This is a genomic window from Metabacillus sp. KUDC1714, from assembly GCF_014217835.1.
GTDB lineage: Bacteria > Bacillota > Bacilli > Bacillales > Bacillaceae > Metabacillus > Metabacillus rhizosphaerae.
The window spans coordinates 3,677,028-3,689,212 of record NZ_CP055263.1; the positions used below are offsets into that span (position 1 = coordinate 3,677,028).

11 protein-coding genes are annotated in these 12,185 nt (G+C 35.2%); all 11 read left to right on the top strand.

Annotation, left to right across the window (positions count from 1 at the left end; genetic code table 11):
- Nucleotides 1–178 precede the first annotated feature (178 nt).
- The 11 genes from HUW50_RS16870 to HUW50_RS16920 all read left to right on the top strand — a co-directional run bounded on the left by HUW50_RS16870 (nt 179) and on the right by HUW50_RS16920 (nt 12,177).
- Nucleotides 179–949: a T7SS effector LXG polymorphic toxin gene (locus HUW50_RS16870; RefSeq protein ID WP_066325438.1), complete on the top strand. Its 771-nt coding sequence runs from the start codon at nt 179–181 to the stop codon at nt 947–949.
- Nucleotides 950–1,320: 371 nt separating this feature from the next.
- A complete protein-coding gene (locus HUW50_RS16875; protein WP_066325441.1) occupies nt 1,321–2,115 on the top strand; it encodes a sugar phosphate isomerase/epimerase family protein in 795 nt (264 codons plus the stop codon).
- Nucleotides 2,103–3,062 carry a sugar kinase gene (locus tag HUW50_RS16880; protein ID WP_066325443.1) on the top strand — a complete coding sequence of 320 codons (960 nt, stop codon included), beginning with the start codon at nt 2,103–2,105 and terminating at the stop codon, nt 3,060–3,062. The genes HUW50_RS16875 and HUW50_RS16880 overlap by 13 nt, the downstream gene beginning before the upstream one ends.
- A 1-nt stretch (nt 3,063) precedes the next feature.
- A complete protein-coding gene (locus HUW50_RS16885) occupies nt 3,064–4,344 on the top strand; it encodes an MFS transporter (protein WP_066325446.1) in 1,281 nt (426 codons plus the stop codon).
- A gap of 134 nt (nt 4,345–4,478) precedes the next feature.
- A complete protein-coding gene (locus HUW50_RS16890; protein ID WP_185653063.1) occupies nt 4,479–5,483 on the top strand; it encodes a LacI family DNA-binding transcriptional regulator in 1,005 nt (334 codons plus the stop codon).
- 79 nt (nt 5,484–5,562) lie between these two features.
- On the top strand, nt 5,563–5,763 hold the full coding sequence (locus HUW50_RS16895) for a hypothetical protein (RefSeq protein ID WP_066325448.1): 201 nt from the start codon (nt 5,563–5,565) through the stop codon (nt 5,761–5,763).
- A 206-nt stretch (nt 5,764–5,969) separates the two neighbouring features.
- Nucleotides 5,970–7,724: a cache domain-containing sensor histidine kinase gene (locus HUW50_RS16900; protein ID WP_185653064.1), complete on the top strand. Its 1,755-nt coding sequence runs from the start codon at nt 5,970–5,972 to the stop codon at nt 7,722–7,724.
- Between the two features lie 158 nt (nt 7,725–7,882).
- Complete coding sequence (locus HUW50_RS16905; protein WP_066325455.1) at nt 7,883–8,959, top strand: response regulator transcription factor; 1,077 nt, start codon at nt 7,883–7,885, stop codon at nt 8,957–8,959.
- A gap of 85 nt (nt 8,960–9,044) precedes the next feature.
- On the top strand, nt 9,045–10,325 hold the full coding sequence (locus HUW50_RS16910; RefSeq protein ID WP_066325458.1) for an ABC transporter substrate-binding protein: 1,281 nt from the start codon (nt 9,045–9,047) through the stop codon (nt 10,323–10,325).
- A 95-nt stretch (nt 10,326–10,420) separates the two neighbouring features.
- Nucleotides 10,421–11,356: a carbohydrate ABC transporter permease gene (locus HUW50_RS16915; RefSeq protein ID WP_083964437.1), complete on the top strand. Its 936-nt coding sequence runs from the start codon at nt 10,421–10,423 to the stop codon at nt 11,354–11,356.
- A complete protein-coding gene (locus HUW50_RS16920) occupies nt 11,353–12,177 on the top strand; it encodes a carbohydrate ABC transporter permease (protein ID WP_066325468.1) in 825 nt (274 codons plus the stop codon). Before HUW50_RS16915 ends, HUW50_RS16920 begins: the two co-directional genes overlap by 4 nt.
- Nucleotides 12,178–12,185: the final 8 nt, after the last annotated feature.

The following is a 12,185-nucleotide window of genomic DNA, read 5'->3' on the forward strand; positions in this document are numbered from 1 at the left end:
CATATTAATTAGAAACCTTTACGTCACATACTTATCTCCTACTTTTTAAAAGAAATAAATGAATCGTTTGAAAAATAGTACTGTTGAACGTAGGAAAGGTAAGGAAAAATGGTTCATGTGAATAGTGGAAACACCAATGTATAATTGTATCTGAAGATCAAAGAAGGGAAAGGTACCTGTGAAAGTTTTTGATGCAAAGACATTAGTAGATTCCATGGAAGCAAGGGCTAGGCAGTACCATGAACTTCATGATAATCTTGAACAATTAAAACAGAAATGTCAGGATGTTGTGAATCTTGATGAAAACTTTACGGGAGAGGGAGCTACTGCCATAAAAGAATTTTATCTAGCACAAATTGACGTTATAGAAGCATGGATTTCTCTTATAACTAAACGAATCTCATTTTTTAATGGAATCGGTGGTACAACCGAGGCTAGGGACTTAGCTGGAGACACAATGATTCATATCCCATTTCTTGAAGATGGACTACCCCATTCTGCTAACCTCTCAGAAGAAATCGTTTTAGCCCAACACTCCACACTAACTTCTATTTTTAAACAAATTGATGACCTGATTGAACTTGAAGTATTTTCAAAAGCCCGTTTTGAAGAGAGTACTGATCGTGCAGAAATGATGCGCAGAGACACGATACGTGCATTGGATAACTTAGATCATGAACTTAAAACAGAATACCAAACAACTGAAGCAGACGAACAATATGTCACAACCTTGTTTCGGCAACTCCAAGAATCATCTCGTCAAGGAGTTCAAATCTCACCACTACACTTTAACAATGAAGTCTACAAGACAAGCGAAGTCTATCAATTAAAAAAACAAGCAGACCTCAAAGCTAAGGAATATCTAACCTTTAAAGACGAGCAAGAAAAATTTAGAGAAGAGCTGAGGAAGCAAAAGGAATTAGAAAATCAGCTATCAAATGATAGTTAAACAGATCCTAATGAGATTACTAGTGATTAAAAATGATATTAAAGTAGCAAAATACGAGTTGAATCTAGTCCCTAAAACCTGAACCATTATCTTTAGAAATTACAGATAATGGTTCAGTTTTTTTATACTATCAGAAATTATATTTTATGGTTGATAATATAAGAAAAACTAAGGGCTTTTTCCATTAAGACTTGGCGACAAGCCAAGTTTTTCTAATATGCGCTTAAAATTTGAGGGACAGTAGCGCCAGACATAGAAACTGTAAAAAACAAAAAATAAATATTCTACTTGAAAAGCGCTTACACTTATTTTATACTGTTTATAAACCGATTTACTAAACCGATTTATAAACGATTAGAAAGGATTTACAAATGAATAATGTAATAGTTCCTTTAAATGCTTTTAATAGAAATGAAGTTTTAGAGAAAGGGCAGGAATCATTTATTGAAGAAATTGCCCTTGCAGGTTCTTATGGCATTGAGATTCGTAGGGAATTGTTTCCTGAAGGATATCTGCCACTTGAAAAAATAAAAATGGAGGTTGAAAAATTCAAGCTATTTACCGTTTTTTCGGCTCCAATAGAATTATGGAATTCAGGTGCACAATTAAATGAAGAAATCCTTCGAAGGAACTTTGTAGAAGCAAGAAATCTTGGAGCATCATGGGTGAAAACCTCTTTAGGTCATTATCAAACTGAAAGATCAAATTGTATTGAATTAAAACAGTTTTTAGAAGAGCTTAATGATGAAAATGAACCCATACAATTACTTGTTGAAAACGACCAAACGATGCATGGCGGAAATGTAGAACGATTAAAGGCTTTCTTTGAAAGCGCTTCGCTTTATGGAATACCTGTAAAAATGACATTTGATACAGGCAACTGGTATTATACCGAACAAAATGTTCATTATGCTGTTGAACAGCTTGCCCCATATGTTGTGTATCTGCATCTCAAACATGTTGAAACGGTTAAGAACGGACTAGTTACTTTGCCACTTCCAGATGACAAAAATGGAGAGTGGAGACAAATCGTCAATCAATTTCCAGCATCCTTGACAAAGGCAATTGAGTTTCCAATTGATCCTATCTCTAAAACAAAACATTATATAGAAATGGTTCAAAATGCAGTAGAAAGAGAAAGTGGGGAAATCATATGCAAAATTTAGATGTTATTACATTTGGTGAAGCTATGGCAATGTTTATCGCAGATGAGCAGGGGCCATTGCATGAAGTGAATCACTATACGCGTAGTCTAGCTGGTGCGGAAACCAATGTCGCAATCGGCTTGGCTAGATTAGGATTCGGCTCAGGGTGGGCTAGCAAGGTTGGCAATGATTCGTTCGGGAAATTTATTATTCAACGACTGAAAGAAGAGAATGTAAATATTGACCATGTTTTAGTGGATGAACACTTTCCGACAGGCTTTCAAGTAAAATCAAAAGTGGTTGTTGGCGATCCTGAGGTTCAATATTTTCGTAAAGGCTCTGCTGCAAGTCAAATGGGAGTAAACGACTTTCAAGAAGAGTATTTCTTAAGAGCGAATCATCTGCATATGACTGGAATTCCCTTAGCCCTATCAAATCAAACGAGAGAATTTGCGAAATACGCTCTTGAGTATATGAAAAAGAACAATCGGACTGTTTCATTTGATCCAAATTTACGTCCATCGCTGTGGAATTCAAAAGCAGAAATGGTGAAAGCGATAAATGAAATTGCGTTTAAAACAGACACTTTTCTTCCGGGTATATTAGAAGGTGGTATATTAACTGGCTTTAGTGCACCTCAGGACATTGCCTCCTTTTATTTGGATAAAGGAGTGAAGTTAGTCATTATCAAGCTTGGTGAGGAAGGGGCTTATTATAAAACCTTAAACCACGAAGGTACAATTAAAGGGTATAATGTTGAGAATGTTATCGATACTGTTGGTGCAGGTGATGGATTTGCTGTTGGGGTTATTAGTGGTTTACTGAAAAATCTCCCAATCCGTGAGTCTGTCATGAGGGGGAATGCGATTGGAGCATTAGCCGTTCAATCTCCTGGAGACAATGATGGCTATCCTTCTAGTCACCAATTAGACCAATATATGAAAAAACATTTACAAGGAGTGAATTAACATGCAGAAAACATTAGCAAAACAAAGATGGCTTCGTTTAATTCCGATTGTGTTTATTACTTACAGCTTAGCATACTTAGATCGTGCAAACTATGGTTTTGGTGCGGCTGCAGGTATGGCTCAGGACTTGCAAATCACTCCTGCGATCTCATCCTTATTAGGCTCCTTGTTTTTCCTAGGCTATTTCTTTTTTCAAATTCCAGGAGCACATTATGCGGAAAATAAAAGTGCAAAAAAACTTGTTTTCTGGTCATTGATTTTATGGGGAGGACTTGCGACAGCGACTGGTCTTGTTAGTAATGTTGGTTGGCTATTTGTAATCAGGTTTACGCTTGGGGTTGTAGAAAGCGCTGTTATGCCAGCAATGCTTGTGTTCTTGAGCCATTGGTTTACAAAGGCAGAAAGGTCTCGTGCGAATACATTTTTAATTCTAGGTAATCCAGCAACTGTTTTATGGATGTCGATCGTTTCTGGTTATCTTTTAGAAGCGTATGGCTGGAGATGGATGTTTATTATTGAAGGTTTACCTGCAGTCATTTGGGCGTTCATATGGTGGAAAATTGTCAATGACGAGCCTAAGGATGCAAAATGGCTTTCAGAGCGTGAGAAAGCACTTCTGCATGAAGAACTTGAAAAGGAGCAACAAGGATTAAAACCAGTTAAAAACTATGCTGAAGCGTTCAAGTCTAAAGCCGTTATCTTGCTGTGCGCACAATATGCGTTGTGGAGTGTAGGGGTTTACGGATTCGTTATGTGGCTTCCATCAATTCTAAATGCCGCACCAAACATGGATATTATTAAAACTGGGTGGTTATCTGCGGTTCCTTATATCTTATCAATTGTTTTAATGTTAACTGCCTCACATTTCTCAGACAAATTGCAAAACAGAAAAGCATTTGTTTGGCCATTTTTATTAATTGGAGCACTTGCATTCTATGGCTCTTATCTAGTCGGAACAACCAACTTCTGGTTATCATTCGTCTTGTTAGTAATCGCTGGTGGTGCAATGTATGCTCCATACGGACCGTTCTTTGCGATCATTCCAGAAATTCTTCCTCGTAATGTTGCTGGAGGTGCGATGGCCTTAATTAACAGCATGGGAGCATTAGGATCATTCGCCGGATCCTATGTTGTCGGGTATTTAAATGGTGCAACCGGAGGCTTTGGCGCATCCTATATCTTTATGGCAGGATCATTATTTCTTTCTGCAATTTTAACAATTTTGGCGGTGAATGCTGCAAAAAAGCAGATTGATGCTAAAAATGTTAAAGCGATTGCATAATTGTCAATTTAAACAAAATGGATAATAGAAGAGGATGACTATTTTTTGAGTCATCCTCTTTTTATGTTCTTGCTGGCTAAATCCACCATTAAAAGATAAAATGAAAGAAATAATAGTAAAAAGAGGAAGATTTCATGGCAATTACAATGGCAGATGTTGCTAAAAGGGCAGGAGTTTCAAAAAGCACGGTTTCACAATATTTAAATAAGCGATATGAATATATGAGTCAAGAAACAAGAGTCAAAGTTGAAGCAGCAATCAACGATCTAGGATATCAGCCTAACCATGTTGCAAGAAGCTTAAAGCAAAAACGCACGTCAATGGTAGGCATTATTGTCGCAAATATCATGCATCGTTATTCAACAGAAGTGTGCCGGTCATTAGAGGATTATTTTAATGAACATGAGATGAACGCGATTATTTGTAATGCCGATAATGACCCAGAAAAGGAACGTAAATACATTGAAATGCTTCGTGCAAAACAAGTGGATGGGTTGATCATTTTTCCAACCGGCCAAAACGTGGAGCTATACAAAAGTATGCTGAAGACTGGTTACCCAGTTGTCCTTATGGACCGCAAAGTAAAGGGGATTATTGCTCCATCAGTTGTCGTAAACAATCGGGAAGCTACGATGCGTGCAGTAGAGCATTTAATTGAAAAGGGTCATAAGAAAATCGCAATTGTAACTGAGTCACTAACGATTTCAACTAGACTCGAACGGAAACAAGGGTATATGGATGCGCTGAAGGAAAATAATATACCTATTATAGAAGAATATATGATTAGCACTGAGATAAAGTCTATGGGATCAGAACTTGATAACCTTTTTTCATTACAAGACCCACCGACTGCTTTGGTTGCTGGAAATGACCTAGTCTTTTTGGAAGTGTTGAAATTTGCTAAAGCAAGCAGGATCAAAATTGGTGAGCAGCTTGGTTTAGTCGTTTTCGATAATATTCCATTTGCTGACCTCGTCAATCCATCAGTAACAACGATAAGCCAGCCTTCACAGGAAATGGGACTGAAGGCAGCAGAACTGCTATTAAAACAAATTAACAAAGAAGAAGTAAATCCAAAAGATACAGTGTTTTCTTGTGAACTTTTCATTAGGGAATCTACGAAAACATCGTTCGAATAGTGTTACGAAACTGAATGGGAATAGAATGAAGTAAAATGAGACAATCTATTTACAAATACTGTAAAAGGGGCGAGCTGATATGTGGGAAACAAGAGGTAATCGGATTTTAGAAATCTCAATCATCGTCATACTTGGAGCAATCGTTTCTATCCTAAACACACTGTGGTTAAGAGAATCACTAATCGAACAAATAAAAATAATTGCTAAGGATAATGAGAATAACATCATAAAACAAAGCAACGTAACTGATATAGCCACTAAGCTACGGCAACAAACATAATGAAAAGTAACAGTGCAAAAGGCTTGAATGCTAATTACTTCAAGCTTTTTTGTTTGTCTTTTTGTTCTATAATTTATCGAAAGGTTTTTAATATATTAATAACCTTTCCTTGGGAATACATGTAAATAATATAATTCTAGCTAAACTATGTACAAATAAATCCTATATAATGTTATTTAGAAACTTTTGCCCAATGGAGGTTCCATATGAGAATACGAAGCAGAATTAACTATTATTTTAATAAATACATTCTCGAGAGCATTAAGCGTAAGTTAATGGGAACCCTGCTTCTTGTTATGATGGTTCCTCTTTTAATTTTTATGCTGATTTCAACCCATATTTCTAGAGGAGCAGTTGAATCATCGGAAATCAGTTCGAATCTCTCAAGAATGGAGCTTTCTAGCAGCTACATAGAAGAACAAATAAACTGGTACGATGAATTTTTGTTTTCAGCTCTTGTAGATGAGAAATTAGTACCAAGTATTACGACTGTTGATAACCTTAGCACTTTGAATAAATTTAATACTCAGTCTTATATTAAAGATAAACTATTCGGACTATATAATGGAAGTAATGATATTTTATCAGTATCACTAGTGTCCTATGAAGATCATTTATTATACAAAGTTGAAAAGAACGATTTTTATATAAGCAATAACTTGGAATCTCCGAAAAAGCAGGATAATAAAGATGCTGTTTTTGATGTCGATCTTGCAAAAAACAGTTTTTCTTTTACACGTAATATTTATCGTTTTGAAGATCAAAAGCTTGTAGGGGAAATTGAAATTCAAGTGATGTTTTCATTTATGAACCATATTGCAGAAAACCTGCAGAGTAATGAAGGTGAATACGTATTAATCCTTGATTCTCAGGGGAATCCTCTTTACAATCCAGGTCATCTCAGTTTAAAGAAGTTTACCAGAGAAATTGGCGAGCAATTAACTACTTCACATGGAGAAAAATATATAATAAAAGACAAGGATTATTATTTTATCCAACACATGATGAATGATCAGATTCATTTATTAAAAGTGGTGCCGAAAGAAGTGATGATGATAGGGGCCGTTTATATTGGTCAATCAGGGGTTGTTATACTTGTTATTTCTATTTTATTAACGATTCTTTTATCAATTATTGTTTCAAATCAAGTCGCAAAACCCATAGTAGCCCTTTCTAAAACAATGGAGCATGTTGAAGAAAATAACTTTAGTGTGAATATTGTAGCAAATCGTTCAGATGAGATTGGTCTCCTATATAGAAAATATAAAGATATGATCGAACGTATCAAAGACTTGATTGAAATGGATTATAAGCGTGAAATGGAAAACCGAGATGCACAGTTTCTCGCTCTGCAAGCCCAAATTAATCCACATTTTCTATACAACACACTTCAAGTTATCGGGGGGATGGCATTAAAAAAAAATGCAAAGGAAATCTATGATATGACACAGCGACTTGCATTAATGTTTCGCTATATTACAAATAAACGAGGCGACCTAGTATTTATTCGTGAAGAAGTAAGCCATTTGAAAAATTATCTCTATATTCAAAAGGTAAGATTCGGTGAGAGTATATCAATCCAACTTTTTGTGGATGAAGCTGTTAATCAAGTAAGCATACCACTTTTATCTCTCCAGCCTATTATTGAAAACTCATTTAAACACGGCTTTGAGTCTAAAATTGAAAGAGGAACGATTAAAATTGATATTCAAAAGGTATTTGATGATATTGAAATTGTGATAGAAGATAACGGTGTTGGCATGTCAAAGCATACATTAGATGAAGTAAATAGAAAACTGGCATTAGATGTTGATACACAAAATAGAAGTATCGGATTGAAGAATGTAGATGCTAGAATGAAGCTTTATTTTGGAAAGGAATATGGAATAGAACTTTACAGTAAGGAATCAGAATATACAAAAGTAATTTTAACAATCCCTTTCAAAAATCTAATGGAGTAATTATTCTACGATCTAAGAAGTGGAGTATACGACAAGCTTAATTTTGATGAAGCATACCTATCAAGCATTCAACTCAACTATCATTTAAATGATTTTCATATAGAGGGAAAGGGGCGGTCACTATCCTCTATCTATCATAAAAAATGGATGTGAACGAAATGAGTACTTTATTAATAGTCGATGATGAAATCTGGACTAGAGAAACAGTCAAAGCGGTAATTGATCTAAAGTCATTAAAAATTGAACATATAATTGAGGCAACAAATGGAGAAGAAGCAATTGAGATAATGAAGACAATACGGCCAGATTTTGTGATAACAGATATGAAAATGCCAGGTATCGATGGTATCAGGTTACTTGAAGTGCTAGAAAAAGAATATCCGGATCTTCCGGTTATTGTATTGAGTGGTTATCAGGATTTTGTATATACGAGACAAGCCATTAAGTCACGAGTAATTGAATATTTACCAAAACCAGTGGATGAAACTGAGCTCAATAATGCCCTGATGAAAGCTTTATTTGAAAAGGGAAAAATGGAGCAGCAGAAAATGGGGTATCAATTATTTGCAGTGACACGTCCTGAAATAGAAGAATTGATTGAGCCTTTTCGTCATACAATTACTTTTTCTTTAAAGGAATTAAATGTCTCTCAGTTTTCTAATAGTATTCATCAATTTCTTAAGGGATTAGATGATGAATTAAAGCAGGATACAGCGTTTATTTTTCATTTGCATCAAGAGTTTCTATTACTTCTAGAAGAAGTAATGAAAGTCCAAAAGCTAAGTTTAGAAGATTTAGGATTAGACCGGAATCAATTAAGCTACCAGCAAAATCGAACAATTGAAGATGAACTGAAGACTCAACTTATCATTGGTGAACATGTCATTTTAAAAATAGTAGAGATCAGTAAACAAAAAACAAAAATAAATTTGGACGATATTAAACAATATATTGATGATTATTTTACCTCGTCCAATATGTCGCTTGAAATTATTGCAAAGAAGTATTTTGTTAGTAAGGAATATTTAACAACTGCTTTTAAAAAAAGGTATGGATGTAATGTTACAGAGTATATTATCTCTTCACGGATGGAAAAAGCTAAAGAACTCATAACGACAACAACGCTTCAATATAAAACAATTGCTGAAATGATTGGCTATGAAGACGTTTCTTATTTTTATCGTGTATTTAAAAAGTACTATGGTACGTCTCCAGGAGGAATTCGGAAAAGTTAAAATAGTGCAAATGTAAGCGTTAATATTGTCAATTTAATAATAGGAAAAAACAGTTTATGATTAAAAAAAGAAAGGGGAGTTACTAATGAAAAAAGCGCTTACATTATTTTTAGTTACTGTTTTATTCGCAAGTCTACTAGCAGGTTGTAAAGCACCGGGGAGCGGTTCTTCGAGTGAAGCAAGTGGGGGAGATGGAAAAAAAGTAGAATTAAAAGTATTTATTGGACAGCCTCGTTTTAAAGAACAATATGAAACATACATTGATCAGTTTGTAAAAAAACAAAAAGAAGAAAATGGAATAGATGTCACAGTTAAGCTTGAATTACCAAGTGTTAACGAGGCAGATCAATTATTGAAAACACGACTTGCCTCTGGTGACAGTCCGGATGTATTTGGTCTTCATGCAGTCAATGATATTCCAGTATATGATAAAGCAGGTTACTTAGAGGATTTATCAGAAGAACCATTTGCAGAAAAGCTATATGACACTGTTTCTCCTGCAGTCACAAAAGATGGTAAAGTTCTTGCAGTGCCTTTGGAAACACTACAATGGGGATTTATTTTCAATAAAGATATTTTTGAAGAAAATGGTATTGAGATACCAAAGACAATCACAGAAATGAAAGCGGTTATAAAAACTCTTGAGGACAAAGGAATAACGCCATTTATTCGTGCTTATAAAGATTCATACATTCCACAGCTGTTCCTTCCATTAACAGTAGGTGCCCTTGAAAGTACAACAAACAAAGGGTTTGTTGACAGTATGAATGCAGATAAAGGATCATTTGCTGACTTGAAAGACATGTTTGAGATTATTGATCTTGTCGATGCTCATGGAACGGACAGACCATTTGAAGTAGGCCAGGATCAGGGTGCAGCAGCTTTCGCAAGTGGTGAAGCAGCAATGTGGGTTCAAGGACCATGGATGGCAGAATCAATGTTAGCGACAAATGAAAAATTTAACTTTGGTGTCGCTGCATTACCGATTAACGACGATCCGAACGCAACGCTTATCGATTTAAGTACGTCTACATCTCTAGCAGTTTCAAAAGTAAGTAACGTTAAAGACGTAGCAAAGGATTTTGTGAATTACATTCTAGATGAACAAGATTCGAGTGCTTTCTATGAAAGTTTAGGATTTAATCCAATTTCAGATGTTCATACATTTGAACCATATCCGTGGTTGGAAGATTCAATGAAATATGTTGAAGAAGGTAAAGTATATCAGGATCCAATAATTCCAGCAGCCGTTAAATCTGCTTCTGAAAAATTGCTTCAAAGCTACTATGCTGGCGATGCCTCTAAAGAGGAAGTTATTGAAGGATTGGATCGCGCGTGGCAGGAATATAACAAAATAAACAAATAATAGATTATCGATAAACAAGTGAGGGGGCTGTTTTAACTTAGAATCAGACCCCTTCTCCTTATGTGAGAAAAATAGAATGAAAGGAATGAAAACAAATGCAAGTACAAGAATTGAATGTACCTATTAAAGAAGTGACAACTAAAAAGAAAAAGTTAAAAACAAAGAGCGGTCACCTAAGTTTAATTTTATTTGTTTTACCTGCCTTCATTTTTTATCTAGTCTTTCTTTTAATACCGACTATTGGTGCTGGAGTATATAGCTTTACGGATTGGAACGGATTAAATCCAACGTTTAATTTTGTGGGGTTTAGTAATTATATTGAAGCCTTTAAAGATGATCCCGCATTTAGACATTCATTTTGGTTTACGTTACGGTATACTATTTTCATTTTTGTCATTCAAAATGTTGCTGCACTGTTATTAGCCTTATTAATTGAATCAAGAATGAAATCAAAGGGATTTTTTAGAACGATTTTCTTTATGCCAAATATGATTAGCTTAATTATCAGTTCATTAATGTTCTCATTTATTTTTACAAATGTGTTTCCTGAGCTTTCGAAGCAGGCACTATTTTCTATACTTGACCAATCATGGATTGGGGATGCAAAAGTATCCTTTTACTCGATTCTAATTGTATCACTTTGGCAAGGTATTGGATACATGATGGTCATATACATGGCTGCATTACAAGGTGTTCCAAAACAATTGAAAGAAGCATCAATGATCGATGGTGCCAATGTGTTCCAGAGATTGAAACATGTTGTTATTCCAATGATTATGCATGCGATTACAATATGTTCGTTCTTAACATTAAACGGAGCGTTTAAAGTTTTTGATGTTGTATATGCCCTAACACAAGGTGGTCCTGGTACCTCAACACAAGTAATGGCACTGAATATTTATGAAGAAGCCTTTTCAAATAACTTCCGTTTCGGCTATGCCAATGCCAAAGCAATGATTTTGTTCCTCGTTGTATTAATTATTACTCTTATACAAGTGAGTATCTTAAAGCGCAAGGAGGTTGAAGCATGAGGGAGAACCGTGCTGCTTCGATATCGATCAATCTGATCTTAACTGTATTTGCAATAGTTTCATGTTTCCCTATCTATATGGCGTTTATAAACTCATTTAAATCACAGGGAGAAATATTCAGTTCTGTATTAGCCTTACCTAAATCATTCTCACTAGATAACTATATCGGTGTTTTTACAGAATTAAACCTTCTAGGAAGTAGCTTTAATACATTAATTGTTACATTTATTGGTCTTGCTGGTATTGTGTTCTGCGGGTCACTTGCTGGATACAAGCTTGCTAGAACGTCAGGTAAACTTAGCACTCTGATTTTTACACTTTTCATTGCATCCATGCTTGTTCCTTTTCACTCCATTATGATTACATTGAGCCAAATGGCAAAGGGTCTAGGATTACAAGGTTCACTTTACGGACTTGGTCTAATTTATATTGGCTTGGGAGTTAATATGGCAGTCTTCCTTTATCATGGGTTTGTGAAATCGATTCCTAAGGAGCTGGAAGAAGCAGCGAAAATTGATGGATGTAACGACTTTCAAATATTCACTAGAATTATTTTTCCTTTACTTAAACCAATTACAGCAACCATTTTAGTATTAAATGTACTCTGGCTTTGGAATGACTTCTTATTGCCATTGATTATGCTAACAGATGTTAATAACTATACGTTAATGCTTTCAATAAATATGTTATTCGGACAGTATGTTGCAGACTGGCCAAAAATCTTGGCAGCACTTGTATTAACTGCTTTGCCAGTCATCGTTTTCTATGCATTTTTCCAGAAGTATATTCTTGAAGGAATTGCCGATGGTGCGATTAAGTAAAGTAGAGA

Coding starts and splice junctions, on each gene's coding strand:
- HUW50_RS16875 (WP_066325441.1), top strand. CDS start 1,321: ATGAATAATGTAATAGTTCCTTTAAATGCTTTTAATAGAAATGAAGTT.
- HUW50_RS16880 (WP_066325443.1), top strand. CDS start 2,103: ATGCAAAATTTAGATGTTATTACATTTGGTGAAGCTATGGCAATGTTT.
- HUW50_RS16885 (WP_066325446.1), top strand. CDS start 3,064: ATGCAGAAAACATTAGCAAAACAAAGATGGCTTCGTTTAATTCCGATT.
- HUW50_RS16890 (WP_185653063.1), top strand. CDS start 4,479: ATGGCAATTACAATGGCAGATGTTGCTAAAAGGGCAGGAGTTTCAAAA.
- HUW50_RS16895 (WP_066325448.1), top strand. CDS start 5,563: ATGTGGGAAACAAGAGGTAATCGGATTTTAGAAATCTCAATCATCGTC.
- HUW50_RS16900 (WP_185653064.1), top strand. CDS start 5,970: ATGAGAATACGAAGCAGAATTAACTATTATTTTAATAAATACATTCTC.
- HUW50_RS16905 (WP_066325455.1), top strand. CDS start 7,883: ATGAGTACTTTATTAATAGTCGATGATGAAATCTGGACTAGAGAAACA.
- HUW50_RS16910 (WP_066325458.1), top strand. CDS start 9,045: ATGAAAAAAGCGCTTACATTATTTTTAGTTACTGTTTTATTCGCAAGT.
- HUW50_RS16915 (WP_083964437.1), top strand. CDS start 10,421: ATGCAAGTACAAGAATTGAATGTACCTATTAAAGAAGTGACAACTAAA.
- HUW50_RS16920 (WP_066325468.1), top strand. CDS start 11,353: ATGAGGGAGAACCGTGCTGCTTCGATATCGATCAATCTGATCTTAACT.